The 23,856-nt window shown below is 69.4% G+C and carries 11 protein-coding genes and 1 pseudogene; 8 read left to right on the top strand and 4 right to left on the bottom strand.

Features of this window, described 5'->3' with window-relative positions:
* Positions 1-55 precede the first annotated feature (55 nt).
* Complete coding sequence (locus QSK35_RS15655; protein ID WP_285746641.1) at positions 56-826, top strand: DUF3152 domain-containing protein; 771 nt, start codon at positions 56-58, stop codon at positions 824-826.
* Positions 827-848: 22 nt separating this feature from the next.
* On the opposite strand, the gene QSK35_RS15650 is transcribed toward QSK35_RS15655, so the two are convergent.
* Positions 849-3,593, bottom strand: coding sequence for a M36 family metallopeptidase (locus tag QSK35_RS15650; RefSeq protein WP_285746639.1), 2,745 nt, complete (start codon positions 3,591-3,593; stop codon positions 849-851).
* A gap of 426 nt (positions 3,594-4,019) precedes the next feature.
* On the opposite strand from QSK35_RS15650, the gene QSK35_RS15645 reads away from it, so the two are divergent.
* Positions 4,020-4,517, top strand: a complete 498-nt coding sequence (locus QSK35_RS15645) for a hypothetical protein (RefSeq protein ID WP_285746637.1) — start codon at positions 4,020-4,022, stop codon at positions 4,515-4,517.
* Here QSK35_RS15645 and QSK35_RS15640 read toward each other — a convergent pair.
* Entirely contained in the window at positions 4,514-4,882 is a 369-nt protein-coding gene (locus tag QSK35_RS15640; protein WP_285746635.1) for a peptidase inhibitor family I36 protein, read from the bottom strand. The genes QSK35_RS15645 and QSK35_RS15640 overlap by 4 nt on opposite strands.
* A 177-nt stretch (positions 4,883-5,059) precedes the next feature.
* Between QSK35_RS15640 and QSK35_RS15635 the strand changes: the two genes are divergently transcribed.
* The 5 genes from QSK35_RS15635 to QSK35_RS15615 all read left to right on the top strand — a co-directional run bounded on the left by QSK35_RS15635 (position 5,060) and on the right by QSK35_RS15615 (position 10,410).
* A complete protein-coding gene (locus tag QSK35_RS15635; protein WP_285746633.1) occupies positions 5,060-5,491 on the top strand; it encodes a Fur family transcriptional regulator in 432 nt (143 codons plus the stop codon).
* Between the two features lie 18 nt (positions 5,492-5,509).
* Positions 5,510-7,714, top strand: a complete 2,205-nt coding sequence (gene katG / locus QSK35_RS15630) for a catalase/peroxidase HPI (protein WP_285746631.1) — start codon at positions 5,510-5,512, stop codon at positions 7,712-7,714.
* 135 nt (positions 7,715-7,849) lie between these two features.
* On the top strand, positions 7,850-8,269 hold the full coding sequence (locus QSK35_RS15625; protein ID WP_285746629.1) for a hypothetical protein: 420 nt from the start codon (positions 7,850-7,852) through the stop codon (positions 8,267-8,269).
* 21 nt (positions 8,270-8,290) lie between these two features.
* Positions 8,291-9,649, top strand: coding sequence for a PPE domain-containing protein (locus tag QSK35_RS15620; RefSeq protein WP_285746627.1), 1,359 nt, complete (start codon positions 8,291-8,293; stop codon positions 9,647-9,649).
* The gene (locus tag QSK35_RS15615) at positions 9,646-10,410 is read left to right on the top strand and encodes an ESX secretion-associated protein EspG (RefSeq protein WP_285746625.1); all 765 of its coding nucleotides are present in this window, start codon (positions 9,646-9,648) and stop codon (positions 10,408-10,410) included. The genes QSK35_RS15620 and QSK35_RS15615 overlap by 4 nt, the downstream gene beginning before the upstream one ends.
* A gap of 27 nt (positions 10,411-10,437) precedes the next feature.
* Here the strand turns inward: QSK35_RS15615 and QSK35_RS15610 are convergent, their stop codons facing one another.
* Both QSK35_RS15610 and QSK35_RS15605 read right to left on the bottom strand, forming a co-directional pair.
* Entirely contained in the window at positions 10,438-10,536 is a 99-nt protein-coding gene (locus QSK35_RS15610) for an IS3 family transposase (RefSeq protein WP_502881664.1), read from the bottom strand.
* A gap of 224 nt (positions 10,537-10,760) precedes the next feature.
* On the bottom strand, positions 10,761-23,381 hold the full coding sequence (locus QSK35_RS15605) for a hypothetical protein (protein ID WP_285746623.1): 12,621 nt from the start codon (positions 23,379-23,381) through the stop codon (positions 10,761-10,763).
* A 187-nt stretch (positions 23,382-23,568) separates the two neighbouring features.
* On the opposite strand from QSK35_RS15605, the pseudogene QSK35_RS15600 reads away from it, so the two are divergent.
* A pseudogene (locus QSK35_RS15600) lies at positions 23,569-23,856 on the top strand (hypothetical protein); the annotation flags it as partial.

The raw sequence follows: 23,856 nt of genomic DNA, 5'->3' as shown, positions 1-23,856 counted from the left end.
GGAGTCAAGCGCGGCGTAAACAGGTTCTTCACAGGTTCCGGCGAACGTCTGTCCCATGCGGACCCGACTCGTTCTCTCGACCTGCGCCGTCACCGCACTCGTGCTGACCGGCGTGCACCTCGGGCAGCGCTCGCTCGCTGAGGAACCGGTCACCCCCACCGGTTCGGTGGCGGCTGTGGCGACTCCCACAGCTCCCTCGAAGCGCGTGTACGCGTCGAGCTCCGACCTGCCGGACGGCGAGGCGATCCCGGCAAGCGGTGCGGGCACGTGGCACGTGGTGCCCGGCACGTCCGCCAAGACGGGATCCGGGCCGCTCGTCACCTACTCGGTCGAGGTGGAGGACGGGGTCACGGTCGACGAGCAGGCGTTCGCCCGGTTCGTGGAGACCACGCTCGCCGACCCGCGCGGCTGGACCGCCAGGGGTGAGCGTTCGGTGCAGCGGGTCGACAGCCGGCCGGCGCTGCACATCAGGCTGACATCCCAGCACAGCGCGCGGGAGATCTGCGGCTACGAGATCCCCGTCGACGTCTCGTGCCGCGACGGGCAGGCGGTCGTGCTGAGCGCGGCCCGCTGGATCCGCGGCGCGGTGGCGTTCGACGGGGATCTGGAGAACTACCGGCGCTACATGGTGAACCACGAGACCGGGCACTTCTTCGGTCAGGGGCACCGGGCCTGCCCGGCCGGCGGCGGGCCCGCGCCGGTGATGATGCAGCAGACGTTCAGCGTGTCCAACGACGAGATCGTCCGGATCACCGGCGGCGTGCCCCAGGGCGCGGACATTCCGCAGGACGGCAAGGTGTGCAGGCCGAACCCGTGGCCGTACTGACCACGGGCCCGGCCGTACGCACTCAGCCCACGGTGCCGCGCACCGCCAGGCCGGCCACATCCGAGTAGAAGCACCCGGCCGCGCTCTTGCCCGGAGCGCAGTCGATCTCGGGATGCAGGGACACCTGGTTGGCCAGGATGGTCAAGCGGAGGAACCGCACCTTCGCCGTGCTCCCGGACGCCAGCGCGATCGGATGCAGCGCGCCGAGCTCCTTGGTCGTGTAGCTCGCCTTGCCCGCGGCGACCCACGTCGTGCCGTCCACCGACGTCTCCACCGTGACGTCCTTGGCCGCCGCGGACGAGTCGTCGCCGCAGGTGCCCGACGGGTCGATCTCGACGGCCGACACGTCGACGGCCTGACCGAGCTTGATCGTGATGGACCTCGGTTCGAGCCCGCCGCCCGCGGCCTTCGTCGCGTCGGTGGACCAGCCGCCGCTGCCCGTGGGCGTCCGCCGCAGCAGGTCGGACGGGCCACAGCCGTACTGGGAGTAGTCGGCGCCGTTGAACGCCGTCACCTCGGCACCCGTCGTCGACGTCGCCCAGTCGCGGCGCAGCGCCCAATCGACGGTGTTCTTGCCGGACCGCACACTCACCGCGCGCTGCTGACCGTCCATGCCGGGGATGAACGCGTACATCTTCGGGTACGTGCCGGGCACGACGTTCTCGATCGTGTAGCGACCGTCCTCGTCGGTCGCCGCCCACTTGTCACCGAAGAAGCCCGAGTCGTGGCCGGCGATCCGCACCGCCGCGCCGGTCACGGGCAGGCCCGTCTCGGAGTCGACGACCCGGCCGGAAACCGACCCGGTGGGCGTGCCCGTGGGCGGCGGCGTGCTGAAGTCCTCGGCCGGCCTGACGTCGGCACCGGTCACCGAGCCCGCGAAGAAACCCATGCCGCGTTTGGCGAAGACCTGCCAGATCTTCGTGTGCGCCTGACCGCCGTTGACGACGGAGTCGGCCTGGAGGATCGAGTTGCGCATGTCCAGGAAGGACGGGCTGGCGGGCGTGAGCTCCATCGCCCTGGTGACCAGCGACCTCGTCAGCGGGACGCCCAGCGCGGTCCGCAGGTCCCACAGCGTCTGCGCCCAGATCTCGCCGTCGGCGTGCACCTCGGCGAAGTCGATGACGCGGCCGTAGTCGCCGTAGGTGTAGCCGCCTGGGCCGGCACCGGGCGAACCGGGGCACTTCGGCGAGGTCGTGCCCACCGGGCAGTCCGTCGGCTCGCTGCGGAAGTTGTTCTGGCCGGCCGAGAGAGCGCCGCCGTTCACGATCTCGCCGGGCTCGGCGGTGTCCTTCACCAGCTTCTTCTCGGCGAGGTAGTCGAAGGCGTACCAGTCGCCCCAGGCCTCGCCCATCGCATAGGACTGCTCGGCGTCCAGAGTGGACAGACCGGAGGAGTCGACGACGAGCCGGTTCGACAGGCCGTGGACGTACTCGTGGAAGACGACCTCCGCCACGTCACCCATGTTGCCCGCGATCAACGTGTCGTTGGGGTCGTCCGGGTTGTGGGTCAGGAACATGCCCATGTTGGGCGGCTGCCCGTCGGGCGGCGTCGCCATGAAAGCGTTGTTGTAGGGCACCTTGTCCTTGCCCACGCCGAGCAGGGTGTGCGCCTCGACGGCGTCGCCGTCGGTCTTCTCGAAGTTGCCCGCGCTGCTGGTGAAACCGATCGGGAACGACGCGAGGTGGTCGTGGAACGTGCCGATGTAGGACAGCACCTGCACCGCGTTCTGCTCGCGGTTGACCTTCCAGGAGCCGTCGGTCTTCGGGTCCCAGGTGCACCGGTACGCCGCGGAGCACGGTGAGCCGACCTTGGTGGTGAAGTCCTTGAACCTGTAGCGGAAGGTGCCGTCGGCGTTGCGGCCGACCTCCTCCTCGGGCTGGATCTTGTAGTCGCCGTTGTAGTCCGATCCCACGTGGGCCACGTTGCCGTCGAGGACCTTGGCGCCGGCCGGCAGCCAGCCGCGCGCGGCCAGGTCGACCTCCTGCTGCTTGCCCGGCTTGGCACCCCAGGCGAGCCCGGTGGTGTCGTCGGAGTGCTTCTGCACGAGGTTCTTGCGGAACAACAGGGTGCCGTCGCGGGCGTCGACGACCTCGAGGTACATCTCGTCGAGCTTCGGCCTGGCGATGGTCGACCAGGCGAGCCGCACGGTGTCACCGTCGAAGAACGCGACCTGCTTCGAGTCCTTGGCGGGCGCCGCCTTCGCCGCGACGCCGAGCCGCTGCGGCAGGCCGCGCACCGGCGAGCCGTCGAGCTGGATGAGCCGGCCGTCCTTGGCGACGTGCGCCTTCAGGCCATTGCCGAACAACGGGACCCCGCCCGCCTGCTGCACGAAGGACAGGTGGTGCGTGCCCGCGGCGTCGACGTAGTCCTTGCGGAGCTTGAGGTTGCCCTGGTCGGCCGCGGTGAGGCCGACGGCGTTCTCGTGCTCCCGCAGGTACCGCAGCGCGATCTCCTGCGCGGGCAGCGAGCTGGGGCCGGTGAGGAACCCGTCGGTGCGCCCGAGCACGCGTGGCGTGCCGGTCAGCTCATCGACGTCGACGAGCGCCTGCTGCCCGAGCTCGGCGCGGATCCGGCCCGTGTCGGCGACCCGCTGGGCGGCGAGCCCGTGTTGCCTGGTCTTGCGGATGTCGAAGTCATTTGTGGTTCTTGTCTTCGCGTCTTCCGGGCCTTTGGCGGCGGCGCCGATGGCGGGCGCTGCCGTGAGCGTGAGGATCGCGGCGCCGGCCACGGCACACGCCGCGACTCGTGACCGCGTTGAACGCAGCATGACGGGATGTCCTCGATTCATCAGGGCGGGGCATCGAAATCACTACCAGCCCGAACCCGCGGGACATCAGACGTCGATCGACCAGGAAACCGTTTCCACAAGTAGCCGTAGGACGCAGCCAACCGAGACGCGCGACCGTCCACTGCGGACTATTTGCACGACTGGCCGGTCAGAACGCCGGCGGGTCGGTGCGCCGTCCGATGGATGCGCGCCGGCGCGTTGCAAATGGCCTGGACCACTTCGGAACGCGGTCACCTCGGCGACCGAGTCCGGTTCACCAGCGCCGCGATCCGCTCGGGCCACAACTCGCGCGACAGGTTGTGCCCCATCCCGTCGAACACCACCCGCAACGGTAGCGAAAACTCCACAATGGACCTTGTGTCGTTTCGCTGACATGAACTGCTTGCGCCTGCAACACTGCCCGCCATGATCGAGACCGCGGCACTGGCCGGCTTCTGGGCGGCCCACGGCATCTGGAGCGTCTCCGACGGCGAGACGCTGATCCCGATCCTCGCCTACGAGCACGCCGACGGCGAACGCGGCTGGGACCGCTACCTGATCGACGACGACATCGGCGTGTCCGCGCGTGCCGCGCAGGAGGCGTTCGAGACCAACGAACACGGCGCACTGCGCGCGGTGCTCGTGATCGACACCTACCTGCACTCCGACGAGGGCCGCCGGGACGCGTTGCTCGTCGAGGCCGTGCGGTACGGCCTGGAGCCGTTGTCGATCAAGATGGCGGTCCCGTACCTCCCGAAGACGGAATCGTCGGACTTCGCGGTTTTCAGCCCGAAGTTCATGGAGGATCCCGGGTTCGACGAGGCCGCGGTTGCAGATGCGTTCTTCGCGGGCGTCGACTCACACGACCATGCCGCGCCCGTGTGGAATGCGCATCTGCACCCGTCGGCGGTCCAGGAGTACTAGCAGCCGACCTTGACCGAGCTCAGCCGCGTCGCGGTGTAGGTGGTGCTGTTGGTGCCGTCGCTCAGGTTGCCGGGCCACCCGAACAGGTGGTCTCCGCGGTAGTTCGGGTCGCTGTAGCCGTGGAAGCACTTGCCGCTGCGGTTGCGGATGGACCAGACGTTGTTGTCGACGCCCTGCAGTCGCAGGTCGCTGGAGCCGACCCGGAAGTAGGCCATCTTGCCGGTGCCGTTGGACCCGGTGAACAGGCACGCGTAGCCGGCCGGGCAGCGGTCGAAGCCGGTCGCGGCCGAGCTCGGGCTCACCATTCCCAGCATCGACACGCCCGCTACCAGGCCGATCATGGCTGCCCTGAAGGACTTTCGCATCTTTCTCCCCTTGTGCGTCTCAGCGTTCGCGCGAAAGCTAGCAACGCTCCGGGGGAGCCCGCGGAAGTTTTCAGCCATTACTGAAACGAACCGGTCCGTCTCGAATGGACACCGCCCGATCGAGTCACATCGGCTCAAAAACTTGACTCATTCAAGAAAACGGGCAAGACTTCGGCTGTGCCCACGGCCTCCGACTTCAAGCGCATGCTGCGCGACGCCTCGTTGCGTGTGACGAGCCCGCGGATCGCAGTCCTGTCCGCGGTGCACCAGCACCCGCACTCGGACACGGACTCGATCATCGGGATCGTGCGCGACGGGCTCGGCGCAGTGTCCCACCAGGCCGTTTACGACGTGTTGCGCGCGCTGACCGCGGCGGGACTGCTGCGGCGCATCGAGCCGCCAGGGTCCCCGGCGCGCTACGAGGCGCGGGTCGGAGACAACCACCACCACATCGTGTGCCGGTCCTGCGGCGTCATCGCCGACGTGGACTGCGCGGTCGGGGAGGCACCCTGTTTGACCGCATCGGATGATCATGGCTTCGAGATCGACGAGGCGGAGGTCATCTACTGGGGCATCTGCTCTGGTTGCTCGACTTCAACCAGTTCCTGAACACCTGGAAGGATTCCCGTGTCCGACAGTCCTAACGCCGTCATCGGAGAGATGAACGAGGAGGGGGCGGGCGGCTGCCCGGTCTCGGCAGGGCGTTTCAACCACCCGACCGAGGGTGGTAGCAACCGCGACTGGTGGCCGAACCAGCTCAACCTGAGGATCCTCCGCAAGCACCCCGTCGTGGCCAACCCAATGGGCGGGGAGTTCGACTACGCCGCCGAGTTCAAGACGCTCGACCTCGACGCCCTGGCCCGGGACGTCGACGAGGTGCTCACCGCGTCGAAGGACTGGTGGCCGGCCGACTTCGGCCACTACGGCCCGTTCATGATCCGCATGGCGTGGCACAGCGCCGGCACCTACCGGATCGAGGACGGCCGCGGTGGCGCCGGCGCCGGCATGCAGCGGTTCGCGCCGCTGAACAGCTGGCCCGACAACGGAAACCTGGACAAGGCGCGCCGCCTGCTGTGGCCGGTGAAGAAGAAGTACGGCCGCAAGATCTCGTGGGCCGACCTGATGATCTTCGCGGGCAACCGCGCGCTGGAGACCATGGGCTTCAAGACGTTCGGCTTCGCCGGCGGCCGCGCGGACGTGTGGGAGCCCGACGAGGACGTCTACTGGGGCCCCGAGCGCACCTGGCTCGGCGACGAGCGCTACTCCGGTGACCGCGAGCTGGAGAACCCGCTGGCCGCGGTGCAGATGGGCCTCATCTACGTCAACCCGGAGGGCCCCAACGGCAACCCGGACCCGCTGGCCGCGGCCCGCGACATCCGCGAGACGTTCCGCCGCATGGCGATGAACGACGAGGAGACCGTCGCGCTCATCGCCGGTGGTCACACGTTCGGCAAGACGCACGGCGCCGCCGACCCGGAGAAGTATGTCGGCGCCGAGCCCGAGGCCGCTCCGCTCGAGGAGCAGGGCTTCGGCTGGAAGAACAGCTTCGGCTCCGGCAAGGGCCGCGACGCGATCACCAGTGGCCTCGAGGTCACCTGGACGTCGACGCCCACGCAGTGGAGCAACGGGTTCCTCAAGAACCTGTTCGAATACGAGTGGGAGCTGACCAAGAGCCCGGCCGGCGCCCACCAGTGGGTGGCGAAGGACGGCGCCGGCGCGAACACCGTGCCGGACCCGGAGGACGGCTCGCTGACGCGTCCGCCGACGATGCTCACCACGGACCTCGCGCTGCGGTTCGACCCGATCTACGAGCAGATCTCGCGCCGCTTCTACGAGCACCCGGAGCAGTTCGCCGACGCGTTCGCCCGCGCGTGGTTCAAGCTGACGCACCGCGACATGGGCCCGATCCAGCGCTACCTCGGCCCGCTGGTGCCGCAGGAGGAGCTGATCTGGCAGGACCGCGTCCCGGCCGTCGACCACGAGCTGATCTCGTCCGACGATGTGGCCGCTCTGAAGGAGCAGATCCTTGCCTCGGGTCTGACGGTCGCCCAGCTCGTCTCGACGGCGTGGGCGTCGGCCTCGACGTTCCGTTCGAGCGACAAGCGCGGCGGCGCCAACGGTGCCCGCATCCGCCTGGAGCCGCAGCGGAACTGGGAGGTCAACGACCCGGACAACCTGGCGCAGGTGCTGCGCACGCTCGAGGGCATCCAGCAGTCCTTCGGCAAGAAGGTGTCGCTGGCCGACCTCATCGTGCTGGGCGGCGCCGCGGCCATCGAGAAGGCCTCCGGCTTCACCGTGGAGGTCCCCTTCACGCCCGGCCGCACCGACGCGACGCAGGAGCAGACCGACGTCGAGTCGTTCGCCCCGCTCGAGCCGACCGCGGACGGCTTCCGCAACTACCGCGGCAAGGGCAACCGCCTGCCGTCGGAGTACCTGCTGGTCGACCGCGCGAACCTGCTCGGTCTCAGCGCGCCCGAGCTGACCGTCCTGGTGGGCGGCCTGCGGGTGCTGGGTGCCAACTACCAGCAGTCGTCGCTCGGTGTCCTCACGTCCACGCCGGGGGCGCTGACCAACGACTTCTTCGTGAACCTGCTCGACATGGACACGGAGTGGAAGGCTGTTTCGGAGGACGCGGAGACCTTCGAGGGCCGCGACCGCGCCACCGGTGCCGTCCGGTGGACCGGCAGCCGCGTCGACCTGGTGTTCGGCTCGAACTCCGAGCTGCGCGCCATCGCCGAGGTGTACGCCAGTGACGACGCGCGCGAGAAGTTCGCGCGGGACTTCGTGGCCGCCTGGGTGAAGGTGATGGACGCCGACCGGTTCGACGTCTGATCTCTCGCCAGCCGAAAGGCCGCTCACCGATTTCCGGTGGGCGGCCTTTTCGCATTGGCGGCGCGTTGGTCCGGCGTTGGCGGCTACCCCCAAGCTCGAGGCTGACCCAGTAACCGCGCGCCCAGGGGAAGCCCGATGTACATCGATGAGCCCGCGAACGCCGCCGACCAGCAGCCGCCGCCCCCGTTGTCCGTGAACGGCCACGCCGTCGCGCTGGGCACCAACGTCAGTGCGGGTCAGGTGTCCCTCGACCCGGCCACCGGCGACCAGCTGCGCAAGCTGCTGCGCGAGCAGATCGACCAGGTGGAGTCGTGGCTCGAGCGCGCGGGCCGGCTCGCACGTCCCGCGCCGCTGGGCACGAACCCGGTGGGTGACGCGATGTCCTCGAAGTTCGAGGCGCGCGCGGACGGCGACCAGCTCTCGTTCATGAACGTGATGACCGCGTACCGCACGGTGCTGGAGCAGACGCACGAGTCGGTCGACACGGCGATCAAGAACTTCGTCCAGGTCGACGACGACCACCACGGCGACATGCAAAAGCTCAGCGGCAGCTGACCATCCCCCTGAGAGCGAGTCATGGCCACCGAGAACTTCCTCGTGCTCAAGGACACCCAGAACTGGGCGTCCCGCTCGCACCGCGAGCTGTACGACTCCGTGCACAACAACAACGACCCCGGCCAGACCGGCCAGATCGGCTCCGAGTGGGGCCAGTTCGGGTCCGAGCTGACCGAGTGCGCGCAGCACATCACCAAGCAGGTCGAAGCGACCGAGACCGGCTGGACCGGTGAGGCCGCGGACGGTGCGCGGCTGGCGTTGAAGAAGCTCGCGGAGTGGGTGACCGAGACCGCGCGGACGGCCGTCGAGCTGGGCAACCGGGTCGCCGAGCAGAGCCGCGTCATGGAGACCGCGCGGGCCAACATGCCCGAGCCCCTGGAGTTCGACTGGGCCCAGGCGGCCGCGACGATGAGCGGGACCGGGCTCGCCGCGTTCAGCGCCTCGGCCGCGGACGTGCAGGCCGCCAACGAACAGGCGCGCGCCGCGCACGACCAGGCCGTCACCGTGATGTCCACAATGGAGCAGGCGTCGCGGACGATCGACGAGTCCACGCCGGTGTTCACCGCGCCGTTCAACCCGGTGACGGGCAAGGAAGAAGCGCCGCCGCAGCCGATGATGCTGCGCAGCACCGAGGGCCCGACGCTCGGCACCGCCGCACCGCCCGCGACCGCGCAGCCGGCCGGCGGTGCCGCCGCTCCCCCGCCCCAGTACCAGCAGCAGTCCGCCACCACCGCGGCGTCCTACGCCCCGCCCGCGGCACCTGCTGCCTCCGCGCCGGGCGGGTACCAGGCGCCGGAGCAGCCGTATTACCGGCCGGACAGCACGACCGCGGCGGCGGCCGCGTCCACGGTGACGCCGTCCGGCACGTACACGCCGCCCAAGCAGCCCGCGTACCAGAACCCTTACTCGGGCAACTACCAGCAGCAGCCGGGCATGTACCCGCCCGCCGCGGCCAAGTCCGGCCAGCCGCCGATGAACAAGGCGCCGCAGGGCGTTCCTCCGCAGAACATGCGGCCGGGCATGCCTGGTGGTGGCGGTGCGGGCGGTGGCGGCCGGGCCGGGTTCGGTGGCGGCTTCGGGCCGGTTCCCGGTGGTCCCGGCGGTGGTCAGACGGCTCCGGGTGGTTCGACCGGCGTGATGCAGCCCGGTCGCGGTCCGGTGATGCCCGCCGGTGGTGCCGCGGCGGCAGCGGCAGCGGGTGGCGGCGCTCCCATGGGCGGCGCCCCGATGGGTGGCGCGCACGGCGGTCGCGGTGACGAGGACAAGGAACGGCGTTCGCCCGGCTACATCATCGGCGGCAACCTCTTCGAGGTGCCCGGCGCGGACCTTCCGCCGCCCGTCATCGGCGGTGCCAAGAAGAAGAAGGCGGACCCGTCGTGATCACTCCCGAGTACCTGCTGACGCCCGCCGAGCTGGACGTGCTGTGGCACGAGCTCGAACTCGGCCGGCTGCCCTACCCGCTCGACGTGCCGAGCGTCGGCGGCACGGCGGACGAACGCGCGCGCATGCGCCGCACACTGCTGGACGAACGCCCTGATCTCGTTGGCGACCAACGACTCGCGGACTTCCTCCGGCTGCTGGCCGAGCACGAGATCGCGGTCGACGCCGTCGCGCACCTCGAACGCCCGGTGCGCGCGGTGGCCGTCTCCTCCGGTGACCGCGCGGTGCTCGCCGTGATCGACAGCGACCGGGTCGGGCTGCTGGAGATCCGGCCCACCGCCCTCGCCCGGTCGATCGTCGAGGTGTTGCCCGACGGTGCCGCCGGTCCCGGTATCGCGTTGTCGTTGCGGCAGGAGACGCTCGACGCGGCGGTGCGGCTCTACGAGGACCCGCCCGAGGATGACGACGATCCTTGGGGCGGCACGGATCTGAACGAACGTGACGCGCTGCGACAGGCCGGACTGTCCGAACAGGACGCCGCCCAGATCGCCGAGCTGGCCGCCGGGCGGGTGGCCGGTGGGCAGTTCGGGGTCTCTCGCTGGTCGCAGTTCCGGACCGAACGCGCCGGTGCGCTCATCACGTGGTTCGACACGCACAACGGCCGGTATCTGATGGTCAACGAGAACGGGTGGCTCTCCTTGTCTCCCACCGACAACGAGCGGATCGCCGCCCGGATCTCCTCGGTGCTGACCACAGTCTGAGGAACCAAAGCGCCCGGCTTCGTAAGGTTAGGCCGCGAGGGCCTGAGCTCGGTATTCAACCGGGCTCAGGCCCTTGAGCGTGGTGGAGATGCGGGTGGTGTTGAACCAGTCGATGTACTCGTGCAGTGTCGCGGTGAGTCCTCGGCGGTATCGGACCTGTTGTGGTGGAACAGTTCTTCCTTCAGACGGCCGAAGAAGTTCTCCGCCGCCGAGTCGTCCAGGCAGTTGGCTCGCCGGGACATCGACTGAGTCAGGCCCGCGTGGTCGAGCAGGGCACGCCAGGAGGCCTGCTGGTACTGGAAGCCCTGGTCGGAGTGCACCAGCGGGTCTGACAGTTTCGGGCCGTCGCGTCAGCCCGGAATCGTCATCCTCGCGTAGACGTTGCGCCGATCCACCTCTAGGTTCGTGGATCCCTCCGGCACGTCCCGCCCGTGCGAGATCGGCAGAATCCGGATCTGGTCGGCCCCGAGCCGGTAGGCCGGCGGAATGTCACTCTGCAACTCGTCCAACAGGCGCGAAACCTCGGCCCGAGTCCAGGCCGCGGCGACATCGGCCCGCTGCTGACCCGTACGAGTGCCGTGCAGCCGGTCGTTGCCGTACCCGTGCAGGTGGATCTCGGGCAGTCGCATCCCGTTGCGGTGCCGCCACAGCGCGGCTTCGACCGTGGTCGAGGCGAGCCCGGTCAGCATGTTGTTCGCGATCCCCGGCAACCGCTGCTCGCCGGACGCCACGCGCGCCGGGTCGAGGTTCTTCGCGTCCGCCATGTCCATCTTGAACTCGGCCGACGTGCGGTTGGCCGCCGTCACCGCCACGAGCGGGTTGGCGACCTGCATCTGCGCGCTCGGGTCGTCGACGTGGCCCCACTTGTCGAAGAACGAGTCGCCGTTCGACTTGCTGTACTGGCCGAGGAACCACATCTGGCCCGGCTGCGGCAACTGGGCGCCGGCGATGCTGTTGATGGCCGTCCGGGCGGCCAGGTCGGCACCCTTGAGCGCCGTCTCCGCGGCCTGCCGGTCACCGCCGACGACGGCGGGGTCGGCCAGTCGCAGGCGGCTGTCCTGGATCACGGCGAGCGCGTCAACGAGCTGGAGCTCCGCCGCGGGCGGGCCCGGCTGCGACTGCAGCCAGGCCTTGACGGCGGGCAGGTTGTGGCCGTGGTTGCGCAGGTTCTCGTTGATGGCCTGGTCCAGCAGGTGCTTGCGGTACCCGCCCTGCCGCACGGTCTCGACGGTGATCTGCATGTCGTTGCTCGCGCTGTTCACCGCGACCGAACCGAAGTGGTAGCCCCACACCTGCGCCAGCTGCTGGCCGGTGCCCGTGCGGGCGAAGTTCAGGCCGTAGTTGGCACCCTGCGCGTCCGGCGCCGCGATCGACTGAATCACGTACGCCTCACCCGGTTGCGCCCACGCGAACTGGTTGACGCCCAGTTGTTCGGCCGCGGCGTCGAGACGGGCGCGTGCGTCGGTGCCCGGCACCAGCGCGGCGCCGTACTGGCGGCCCACGAGCGGCGGGTCGATGGCGGTATCGGCCATGGCGGCGCTCACCTGCTGGGGCGTGAGGCTGTTTGGCCCCAACGGGTTCTGCGCGAACTGGGCCAGTGCGAACGCCATCTCGTGCGTGCCGTTGTACACCAGCGGCCCGCCGTTGGAGACCTTGCCGGCGACCGGCGTCCCGCCAGGCGGGCGCATGATCGCCAGGCTGTGCGAGCCGCCGATCACGCCCTGTGAGAACTCGCTGCAGACGCCCGGTGGCGTGCTGTTGAAGTGCGGCGTGACCTGGAGCAGCGTGGTGCCGTCGTGCGTCACCGTGTTGCCGGGCACCACCTTCAGCCGCAGCTTGCTGCCGACCTCCTTGAGCCGCGCCTGCGCGTCCGCGATCACCTCCGGCGTCGCGTAGAACTCCTTGAACTGCGTGGTGTTGTCACCCAGTGGCAGCGCGATCGTGTTGTCCACGGCGAACATCAGCGGCGGCTGGGCGCCGACGCCGGTCTGGACGACCGGCAGCACCGACGGGAACTGCCCCGGCCGCGTCTGCATCGTGACGTCGCGCGCGTGCCGCAGGAACTGCGGCTCCACGCCGTCGCTGGAGAACTGGTAGTCGTACGTCGCGACCGGCGCGGTGTAGCCGTCGAGAATCGAGGCGGCGTAGTCGGAGTTCGCGTCGTACGCGGAGATCATGTCGTCGAGGAACGAGTTCATGGACTGCCGGTCCGCACCATCGGGGTCCATCACCTCGGCGACACCGGTCTCCGGGTTGAACGTGATGACGTGACCGGCGTCCACATCGGACACAGTGGACTCGGCGTACAGGTCACCGGTGCGGCGGGTCGGCGAGTTCGGCAGCTCGGCGTCGCGGTCGAACGTGCCGGACGGCGTGGCGAGCGCGTCCGCGACCGCCCGCGCCGTCACCGGACCGCTGTTGTGCAGCGTCAACGCGATCTGCGCGACGTCCACACCGTTCGCGATGGTCGCCGCGTGGACCATGAGGTCCTGCAGCTCGGCGGGCGGTAGCCCCAGGGCCAGCACCGCCTGCCCCGCCGGGTTCGCCTCCAGGCCGGCGACCAGCGCCGTGTGCCGTGTGGGCGCGTTGGGCAGCGCGTCACCGATCTCGCGGGCCGCGGTCTCGGCGGCGACCGCGCCGTTGTGGTGTAGCTCGAACGCCACGTGCGCGACCGCCGCCGGCGTGGCCGCCGCGGGGTTCGGGCTGAACTGGTCGACGAACGTCTGCGCGTGCACCATCAGCGACTCGATGTGCGGCAGGTCGAGGTCGGCGAGCACGGCGCCCTCGGCTCCGCCGTCGCGGCGCAGTCCGGTCACCACTGGCGACTCGGTGTGCACCGGCGGCGGGTCGGCGAACACCAGCGCCGGCGGCTGACCGGGGCTGAACCTGATCAGCGGCTCCGCGTCCGGCGCCGACTGCTGGTGGCGCGTCACGATGTCGTTGAAGATCTTCTCCTGGAACGCGCCCTGCGGCTCCCAATACATGTGCGCGCCGTGCTGCACACCGATGTTGCGCTTGGTCAGCAGCCACACGTCGAGGTCGTAGTCGTCGACCTCCAGCGCGCTGCCGTCGTCGGGGCGGCGGATGTGGTAGACGTCGTGGTCGCCGGTGATGTGCCTGAACCCGTTGGGCGTGTTGGCCTGCACGATGCCGTTCTCGATGCGGTACCGGCCCTGCGCCTCCAGCGACTCGAACTCCTCGGCCAGCTCCGCGAACTCCCGCTTGCGGTTCTCGTAACGCTGGCGCACGCGTTCCCGGACGTCCGGATCCAGCGAGTCGTAGTCGGGTTGCCGAGGATCGAAGTAGCCCACCAGGCCGATGGTGTCCGGCGAGGCGCCGAGGTGGACGTCGAGACTGCTGATCGTCTTGGCCTTGATGTCCTTCGGCTTCGGGACCGCGCCCTCCTCCAGCCACCGCACGGAGTCCGGGTTCGTCGGCCGCACGTCGTAGACGAGGTTGAACCGGTCCGCGAGCTTCTGGAACCGCTGCTGGTTCACCTGCGGCATGCCGAACTCGTCCTGCAACCGTTGCGGCGTCAGCGGTCCGCTGATCGGCCGCGGCGACGACCACTCGCCCTCGAGCAGGCGCGGCGGGCGCGGTGCCGTGTCGACCTGCGCGTCCAGGTCGTCGAACAGATCCTCGACGAACGTGTCCGCGACCTTCGGCACCTCGGTGTCGATCTTCGGTGCCTCCACGGCGTTGTGCACCTCGGCGGCGAACCCGTCGGACACCGTCGGGATGTTCACGTCGTCGAGGAACGTGTTGGGCGGCACCGCGTTCGGGTCGATCGCCACCGGCGCGGGCGCGATGTTGAACGACTCCAGCGCCTTCATGCGGTTCTCGATCAGCCACAGGTTGCGTGGCTTCAGCGACGCGTCCGGTGCGTCGATGCCGGCGGTCATGGGCGCGTTGTCGTTGACGACGCGACCCTTGCCGTCCTGGTGCTGGAAGATCGGCTTGACCTTGCCGGTCTCGAAGTACTCGTCGTGCAGGCCCAGGAAGTGCCCGACCTCGTGCGCCAGGCGCCTGGAGTCGGTGTCGGACGGCCAGTTGAGCTGGTTCGCCCGCCCACCGGGCTCGGTGATCTTGATGGCGCCGTGCGCGTCGGCCTTGTTGTCGGTGAACTCGACGGTGACGTGCAGCTGCGCGCCGCCGGGCATCCGGTTGCCCTGGTTGAACAACTCCTCGACGCCGGCGCGGGTGCGGTCCTGGATCCCCTGGACGTCGCCGGCCTTGCCGTCGAGGAACACCTTGACGGTCAGGTCCTTCACCGGGACGCCGTTGACGTCCAGCGTCCGCACGTCGTAGGCGATCGGGCCGCGCCAGGCCTTGAGCTTGATACCGCCCGGCGTGATCTCGGAGTTGGACAGCACGCCGGCGTCCTCGCCGCGCACCGTGCTGCTGATCGGCGCGTTCTTACGCGCGTCCGCGATGTCCTGTGAGGTCGCGGGGTTGTGCGCGTCGAACCAGTCCGCGGAGGCCGCGGGGCTGTGCTTCCAGCTCAGGTCATCCAGCACCGAGGGCCGCAGCGGGCTGGGCGCGGTGGTCACCGGGTCGGCGACCCGCACCTCCGGCGCCGCGCGTGGTGGCGCGTTCGGCGGCTCGACGTCGGAATCCGTGTCGGAGTCGTCGTACTCTTCGGAATCCGAGTGCTCCTCGAACTCCGGCGCGGTCGCCGGAATGTTGTTGTCGGTCAGGTCCTGCTGCTGCCCGCGGGCCAGCGCGTCGCCGATCTGCTCCAGCGACCGGCCGCCCTGGAACAGCTGGTCCATGTCCTGGAAGATCACCGGCTGGAACCCGGCCTCCAGCAGCAACCGCGGCAGCAGCACGTGCACGTTCAGCCGCCGGTTGGCGTCCTCGAACGGGTGCACGATGTGGATCGTGCGCACGACCCGGCCGATGGCCTCGAAGCGTTCGGCGTCGGTGTTCGCGTTCTCCAGGTCCGTGTAGAACCGGTCGAACACCGCGTCGACGATGCCCTCGACCTCGTTGCGGTGGTAGTTGGTCCGGATCGTCACGTTGCCGAAGCTGAACCGGTCGAGCATCACGATCGGCTGGGTGGTGAGGCGCCCGCCCTGCCGGAAGAACGCCATCGCGTCGATCATCAGCGGCCGGCCGGCGACGGTGTCGGCCAGCACGTCCGGGCTCGGGTTCTGGCCGCGCAGCGGGAAACCGGTCGTCTTGCTGCCCGACCAGTCGAACTGCTTGTCCAGCCGCGACGTGACGACCTCGTGCATTTCCTTGTACAGCCCGGAGTTCAGCCGCTGCGTGGCGAAGTTCTCCGGGTTGAGGAACCGGTTGTACGCGGCCTCCATGCTGGCCTGGAACCCAGGCGACAGGTCGTTGTCGTAGTACGAACCGGGGTTGTCCGGGTACAGCCGCTGCGCGGTCGCGTGATGACGCGGGTCGAGGTAGAGCCGCCACCACTCGGACTTCGGCAGCACGTCCTCCAGCCGCCGGGCCTGGTTCGGGCCGGACGGCTCCGACGCCGAGCTGACCGCGTCGTCGGTGCTGTGCAGGGACTCCGTGTCGGAGAACTGGCCTTCCAGCCACGAGTTGTACTCGGCCGCGCTGAACTCGGTGTGGAATTCCCACGCCGCCAGGTTGTTCATGGCCACGGCGAGCGCGTTCTCGGCCAGGTCGATCTGGGCCTGGTCGAGGCTGCGCTCGGCGAGGTCGAGCTGGTGCCCCGCGTTCTCCACCGCGAGCCGCGCGTCGGCGGCGGTTTCCGGGAACGTGTTGAAGATCGTGTCGAGGTCGGCGTTGACGTCGGCCGCGAAGTCCTGCGAGAGGTCGATGTCGATCTGCGGCGGGTCAACCGGGACGCTGGTGCTCGGGATCGGCGCGGGATCGACCCTGTTGCGCCCGAACAGGTCGCGCAGGCTCGGCGCGTTCGGTGGCGGCACGTTCATGTCCGGCGCGTGCGTGGTCGACGACGCGAGCGCGTTCATCCGGTTCTCGATGAGCCAAAGGTTGCGTGGCTTCAGCGACACGTCCGGTGCGTCGATGCCGGCCGTCATCGGCGCGTTGTCGTTGACGACGCGGCCCTTGCCGTCCTGGTGCTGGAAGATCGGCTTGACCTTGCCGGTCTCGAAGTACTCGTCCTGCAGCCCGAGGAAGTGCCCGACCTCGTGCGCGAGCCGCCGCGAGTCGGTGTCGACGGGCCAGTTGAGCTGGTTGGCGCGGCCGTCCGGGTCGGTGAGCTTGATCGAGCCGTGCGCGTCGGCCTTGTTGTCCGTGAACTCGACCGTGACGTGCAACTGCCCGCCGGTCGGCAACCTGTTGCCCTGGTTGAACAACTCCTCGACACCGGCGCGAGTCCGTTCCTGGACCGCCTTGATGTCGTTGGCGTTTCCGTCGAGGTGCAGCTTGACGGTGAGGTCCTGCACCTTGACGCCGTTGACGTCCAGCGTCCGGACGTCGTAGGCGATCGGGCCGCGCCACGCCTTGAGCTTCACACCCTCCGGCGTGATCTTGGAGTTGGACAGCACACCGCCGTCCTCGCCGCGCACGGTCGTAGTGACCGGCGTGTTCGCGCGGGCGTTCGCGATGTCCTGCGACGACACGGGGTTGCGGGCGTCGAACCAGTCGGCGCTCGCCGCGGTGCTGTGCTTCCAGCTCGGGTCGTCGAGCAGTGACGGCGACTGCGGGGCCGGTGAGGTGATCACGGTGTCGGTCACCTTGACCGACTGGGGCGCGGCGGGCGGAACATAGCCCTCCGGCCGCTTGAGGTCCCAGTCCACGTGGACGTCGGTCGTGTTCTGCGGACCGGGCCTGGCTTCGGCCTCGATGCCGTGCGCTGCCAACGAGTCCACGACCGCCTGCGCGTTCGCACCGGTCACCGAGACGACCGGCGGCAGGTAGCCCTGCTGGTTGCGCTTCGTGTTCGCGTCGACGAGGTCGTTGACCAACGGTTGCAGCTCGGCGGCCGTGGGCGTTGCGGAGAACGACCGCTCCGGCGACGGGCCGCGTGGAGCCGTGGCCGGGGTCTTCGGTGCGGACTCGGGTGCGATGGACGGCGCCGAGGACGGCGGGACGCTCCGGGGCGACGAGTTCGGCGGGGGCGGAGGCTGGTTCTGGGTGTTCTGGTTCGGCGTGCTCGGACCCGCCACCGCCGGTTGGTTCTGCGGCGGGGGCGGCGGCTGGTTGTTCTGGTCGGCGGGAGACGGCGGCGTGTTGAAGCGCGCGACCTCCTGTTCGACCGCCGTCTTCGCGTTCCACCAGTTCTGTTGCGCGGCGTCGGCGTTGTTCCGCGCCGCCTCGACCGGCGCCTGCGCCGCGTCGATCTGGTTCTGGATGCCCAGCCGCATCGTCTGCGCGGTCTGCAGCCGCTGCTGCGCCAGTTCGAGCTGGGCCTGCGCCTGCTGCACCTGCTGCTGTGCGTTGAGCAGGTTCTGGTTCGCGGTCGTCAGGTTGCCCTGCGCCACGCCCAGCTGCGTGACGGCCGCGTTGTGCTGGTCCTGCGCCTGTCGCAGCGCCTGCGCGGTCCTGTTCGCAAGCGCTTGCGCGTTCTGCTGGGCCTGCTGCGCCGCCGCCACCTCCGGCCCCTGAGCGCTCTGCAGGTCGAGGTTGGCACCGAGCAGCAACTGCTCTGCCATGGTGTTGCGGTTCTCGCGGTTGGCGACCTCGGCGGCGAGGTCGTTCACCGTGTTCTGCAGGGTCTGGACGGCCCCGGCCGCCTGCGCCTGGGCGTTCTGCGGACCGGCCAGGTTGTTCTGCGCGCCGGTGAGGTTGCCCTCGGCGGTCTGCACGGCCTCCTGTCCGGAGTAGACGGCGTTGTTCGCGCCGCGCAGGGTCCCGGTGAGATCCTTCACCGTCGGCTCGGCCGCGTGCCGGGCCTGGTCGGCCGCGATCTCCGCCTGGCGCCACGCCGCCGCGGCGTCCTTCACCTGGGTCTGCGCATCGCCGAGCTGGTTGTCGAACTGCTTGCCCAGCGCGGTCTCCGCGTCCGGCGCGGTCATGCGGACCTGCGCGGAGTCCGACACCGTCAGGTCGACCACACCGACCTTGCCGCCGCCGAGATCGGCGACGACGCGGTACTCCACGTCGAACTGCACCAGGCCCGTGCGGCCGTCCGGCTTGATGGTGCGCACCGGGTTGTTCTGCGCGCCACCGGAGTCCGCGGAGCTGTCCTCGCCGCCGTGCTTGACCTCCGCGCCGCCGGTGGTGAAGCCGACGGCCGGGTTCTTCGACGAGACGCCACCGGACGCGAACCCGGCGGTGACGTCCGCGGTCTCTGAGTGCTTGACCTCGCTGGAGGTCGTGCTGACGGTCGTGCGCGGGTTCTCGATGCGCACGCCGTCGCTCAGGCCCGCGAGCCGCGGGTTGACCATCTTGGCGTACACCTTGACGTTCGCGTGCTGGCCGAAGGTCAGCGCGGCCTCGTGCAGGCCGGGCACCTCGAACGCGCCGTCGAGCATGCCGGGCAGGTTGGGCTGCAACGACTCCGAGCTCAGGCCGGACTTCAGCGCGTTCAGCGATCCGGTGCCCTTGCCGGTGATGCCGGTGTTCGCGCCGGCCCGGTTGAGCGCCTGCAGGGCGGCGTCCTGCAACGCCTGCGCGCCACGGAAGTTCTCCACGGACGCGGTCGGCGGCAGGTTCGTCCCGTTCTGCTGCTGCCAGTTCGTGGCCGTGTTCGGGTTGCCCTGCGCAGCGGGCTGTGGGGTCGGCGTCGGGTTGAACGCGGGTGAGGCGACCGGGTTGACCGACTGGTTGTCGGCGAGCAGCCGCACGGTCATGTTCTCGGCGGCGGTAACGCGGCCGACCTGTTGGGTGCCCTTCTCGACGACCAGCTCGAACGTGACGGGCACGTTGTACTTGACCGCGGGACCGCTGCCCGCGCGCAGGTGGTTGACCTGGTTGGTGGTCGAGTTCGTGGTGGACGTCGAGTGCGACTGGTTGTACCCGGCCGCCGCGAAGCCACCGACGTTGCCCGAGATGTTCGGGTTTGCGGAACCGGGCAGCGCCGCACCGGGCACGCGGACGCCGACACCCCAGCCGGTGCCCTTGCCGCTGCCGTCGGAAACCTTGCCGGTGCCCGAGATCGTGTGCTCGATCTCGACGCCGTCGTTGACCGCGGAGTCGAACGTCGGCGTGCCGGGTGTGGCCTTGAGGGTGACCTGGTAGGAGTCCTTGCCGAACGTGCCGGGGTTGTGCACGAGCAGCGGCACCCCGCCGTCGAGCGCGCTGTCCATCAACGCCTTGACGCTCGCGTCGGACGTGAGGTCCGTGAGCCGGCGCAGGTTGTTCATCGAGTCGTTGAGCACCGACGGAGGCAGCAGGTTCGGGCCGAGCGTGCCGAGCTGGTTGCGCAGTTGCGGTACGAGGTTCGTGAGGTTCGGCGCGTTCTCGACGAGGCCGAGGCCCAGCGACCCGGGTTCGCCCGGCTTCAGCGTCGACGGCGGCTGCATGGTGCCGAAGTCCGGGCTGGTGTGCTCGGGCGCCGGGTCGAGCAGACCCATGTCGCGCGCGACGTCCTCGCTCACCCGGACGTACACGCCGCCCGGCAGGTCCACCGAGACACCGGCCTTGTTCGGCGCTCCCTTGTGGACGGTGTTGGCCTCGCGGCTCTCGCCGACGAGGTTGAACGTGGCGTCGAGCTGCAGCAGCACCGTGCGCCCGTCGGCCGGGGTGACCCGGTTGCGGTCGACGCTGCCGCCGACCTCGGTCGCCTGCGTCGACGACTTGGAGTACGGCGTCCACTTGGCGTTCGCGCCGACCGCGCCGGATCCCTTGGCCCCGGTCGCGGGCCGCATCGGTGTGTTGAGGCCGGCGGTGACGTCGACCGAGTTCGAGGTCGTCTTGCTGTCACCGGCCTTGAACCCGCCGGTGCTCGCGTTCTCCGTGCCGACGTTGTCCGAAATGGACACCACGCGCGGCTGGCCGAGCTTGACGGACACGCCGAGCGCGCCGCTGCGGTCGTACACCCGGCGGTCGTACTTCATGCCGCCCTCGGTCATGCCCTTGTCGACCAGGGTGCGCAGGTTCGCGCGCAGGCTCTCGGGGCTGAGCATCTTGTCGATGCGGTTGCGCGCCTCGGTTCCCGGGATCGTGAGCACCGAGTCGCCCTTGGCCGCGGTGTTCAGCGCCTGAATCGCGGCGTCGCGCACGGCTTCCGCGTTCGCGACCGCCTCGACGTGCAGCCACGGCGACTTCTCGATCTTGCTGGCGTTCTGCTTCGTCGACGTGAGCAGGTCGCTGATCGACGGCGGGTTGTCGATCTTCGTCGGGTTCGGCGGGACGCTCGGCTGGAACTGCGCCGGGTCGGCCTTCATCGCGGCGCTGTCGGACACCCACAGGTTCGCCGTGCCGTTGATCTTCGGCAGGCTGACCTTGGTCGGGGCCGGAACCTGCCGGAACGGCGAGCCCGGTGTCAGCCGCTTCACCCACGACCGGTTGCGGTTGTGCGACGTGATCTCGATGTCGAACTCGATGTTGCCGGTGAAGAGCTGCGCGTTCGGGCTGCCGGTGTTGAGCGAGGTGCTGCCGACCGTCGGTCCCGCACCGGTCTTGGTGTTCGTCGAACTGTTGTACTTCGCGCCCACGCTGGGCGTCGGCGTGGCGCTCGTGTTGCCGGACGTGCTCGGGATGACGACCCGGCCCTCGATGCCCGCGTTCCAGCCCTTCTGCACGTTGCCCGAGCTGTCGAGCTTCGGCCCGGTGGACGCCGCGTTGCGGACGAACCGGTTGTCCGCCTGGCCGACGTGCTGCGGGTCGGTGAGCCGCGCCTTGACCGTGACGTTGACGTACTCGTTGGTGGCGAACCCCTGCTTCTTGAGCTGCACCTGCACGCCGGGCCCGAGCAGACTGTCCATTTGGGACTTCAGGGCGAGCGGCGACAGCTCGGTGTTCAGCTTGCGCTGGTTGTTCATCATCTCCGCGAGGTCGGCCATGTTCTTGCCGGTGCTCTGCGGGTTGCTGCCGGTGTTGAAGTTCGGGAGGAGGTCTCCGAACTTGGCGCGCAACGCGTTCTCGACGCTGGTCTGCACCTGGTCGGCGTTGGCGAGCTCGCCGACCTTGACGTGCCCGGCGGCCGCGGCGGAGGCGAGGTACGGCGGCAGGTGACGCGTTTCGGTTGTGGGCGTAGCGATCGCGGGCGTGGCGTCCGGCGTCGGCAGGCCGACGTTCTTGGCTTCGGGCAGCCCCATCCGCATGTGCGTCGTGACCGGGACGGTGACGCTGCCGTGCGGGGTCTGGAACTCCAGGTTCATCTCGACCTGGTAGACACCCGTGTCGCCCTTGAGCTTCATGCCGGTCTTGACACTGGTGCTCGTGCCCGCGTTCGCGGTGACGGCCGTCTTGCTGGACACGCCGCCTGTGAGGCCAGCCGTGCCACCGACCTGTCCGGCGACGGTCGCGCCGCCGCCCACGCCGACGTTGACGTCGAAACCGCTCTTGCTGGACGACGACACACCCGCTTGGGTCGAGACGGACTCGTGCAGCCGCAGTTCGGTGGATGTGTTGGTACCGACCAGAATCGCGTTGACCGGGGTCGCCTTCATCCGCACGACACCGCCGCGGCTGCCGTGCGGGCTCACCAGGTCCGGCGAGGTGACCCAGCCGTTCAGCGCGGCGCCGAGGTTGTCGCGAATCGTTGTGGGGTCGAGGAAGTTTTGTAGGTCTGTCCGTCCGGGCGCGCCGAGTTTCGTGATGGACGGGTGCAGCTGCGCGGCGATGTTGTTGAACGCCAGATCGGTGTCCAGCTCGACGGCCTCGGGTGCGGCGTGCTCGATCTTCGGGCCGACGTCGTTGGGGAGGTTTACTCGTTGCGCGTCCGGGTTCGGCGTCATGTCGCCGATGTCGTCCGGAATGTGCAGCGTGACGTCGCCGTTGACGTGCTGCGTGTTCACGGGGTTGAGGTTGGCGTCCGTGATCGTGATCTTGTAGTCGACGGGCACTACGGCCGTCTTCTCGCCCAGGCCGGCCCTGATCGCGCGCTGGTCCGTTGTCGAGGTGCCGGTGTTCGTGGACTGGACCGGGGTTGCCAGCTGGGCGCTGCCGGCTACTGAGCCGTAGGGGCCGACCGGGGCGGCAATTGTGGCGCCGGCTCCGACGCTGCCCGACGTGCCGATCGTGTTGGTGTTGCCGGTGTTCGTGCCGCTGTTGGTCGTCAGGTCGACCTTGGTCTTGATGTCCGGTGCCGTTGGGTTCGTCGCGGTCGGCAGGATGGTGGCCTGAACGTTCGCCTCGAACCACTGGTTGCCGACTTTGATCGGGAAGTTGCGGCCGTTGCCCAGGAAGCTCTCGAAGTTCTGGTTGAGCGCGGTCTGGATGTCGTTCGTGCTTCCCGGCAGCATCGTGTTCACGGCGGTAGTGATGTCGCCGGTCGGGTTCGTCGGGGCGATCGTGCCCAGGGCTTGGCTGTTCTGAACGAAGCTCGGCAGTTGCTGGGCCGGCAGGGCGGCGTTCGGTCCGATGCCGCGCGGTGCGTTCGGCAGCGCGATGTCCTCGTCGCTGTCGTAGCCGTCGTCGTCCGCGTCGTAGCCGTCGTCTACTTGTTCTTGGGGGGTTTCGGGGATGCTTTGCGGTTCTGGCGCTGGTGCCGGATTTGTTTCCGGCGTGGCGAAGCCGTCCTTGGCGTAGACGACCTTCGTCTCACCGGTGAACGGGTCGACCGCGATGACCGCGTCGACCTTCGGGTTCGCCTGCAGCGCAGGCAACTCCATCGTGTCGAACACGTTGCCCTCGCGGCGCTGCGGCCCGAGGATGACGTGAACGACGCCCTCCGCCCCCTCGGCGAAGAACTTGGACGCGTTCTCCCACACCTCGGTGGACTTGGGGTCGCGCTGGGTGAAGTCCGGCATCTCCAGCGCCCAGCCGTCGAGCTTGTCCTCGAGCGTGGTGCCGAAGTCGGCGCCGAACGCCTCGTGGCCGGCGATGCTCTCGACGCTGACCGTGATGTTCGGGGGGAGGAACGGGGTGGCGAAGCGGCCGGACCAGAACCAGGCTCCGTTCGGCTTGGTCTTGAGCATGTCCTTGAACTGCTCGGGGGTCAGCTTGAACGGGTCGACGGGGATGTCGATGTCTTCGTCCGCGTCGTAACCGCTCTCGTCTGCTTCGCTGTCGAGGGGTTCTGTCTTGGGCTTCTTCGGGGTTGGTTGCGGGGACTGCTGTTGCGGGATCGGGGCGACGACCGGTTGCGCGTCGGGGGTTGCGGGGGTGGGGCCTGATTGGGTGGCCGGTGCCGGGTTCGCCGCCGGGCTCGGGGTCGCGGTGTCGGGTGCCGGGTTCGGGGCCGAGGTGTTCGGGGCCGAGGTGTTCGGAGCCGGGCTCGGGACCTTGGGGCTCGGCACGGACGGGCTCGGCGCCGGGTTGGGACCGACGCTGTTCGGCGCGGCAGCGTTCGGCGCCGAGGACTTCGGCGCCGGGTTGGGCGCGGCTGTGTTCGGCGCCGGATTCGGCGCGGCAGCGTTCGGGACGGGCGTGGCCGGTGCGGCAGTGTTCGGC

The organism is Lentzea sp. NBRC 105346, assembly GCF_030269605.1.
GTDB lineage: Bacteria > Actinomycetota > Actinomycetes > Mycobacteriales > Pseudonocardiaceae > Lentzea.
This window is presented reverse-complemented; position numbering and strand designations above follow the sequence as displayed.

Bases quoted from the DNA above. Each gene is read 5' to 3' on its own strand.
- QSK35_RS15655 (WP_285746641.1), top strand. From the start codon at position 56: ATGCGGACCCGACTCGTTCTCTCGACCTGCGCCGTCACCGCACTCGTG.
- QSK35_RS15650 (WP_285746639.1), bottom strand. From the start codon at position 3,593: ATGCTGCGTTCAACGCGGTCACGAGTCGCGGCGTGTGCCGTGGCCGGC.
- QSK35_RS15645 (WP_285746637.1), top strand. From the start codon at position 4,020: ATGATCGAGACCGCGGCACTGGCCGGCTTCTGGGCGGCCCACGGCATC.
- QSK35_RS15640 (WP_285746635.1), bottom strand. From the start codon at position 4,882: ATGCGAAAGTCCTTCAGGGCAGCCATGATCGGCCTGGTAGCGGGCGTG.
- QSK35_RS15625 (WP_285746629.1), top strand. From the start codon at position 7,850: ATGTACATCGATGAGCCCGCGAACGCCGCCGACCAGCAGCCGCCGCCC.
- QSK35_RS15620 (WP_285746627.1), top strand. From the start codon at position 8,291: ATGGCCACCGAGAACTTCCTCGTGCTCAAGGACACCCAGAACTGGGCG.
- QSK35_RS15605 (WP_285746623.1), bottom strand. From the start codon at position 23,381: ATGCTCAAGACCAAGCCGAACGGAGCCTGGTTCTGGTCCGGCCGCTTC.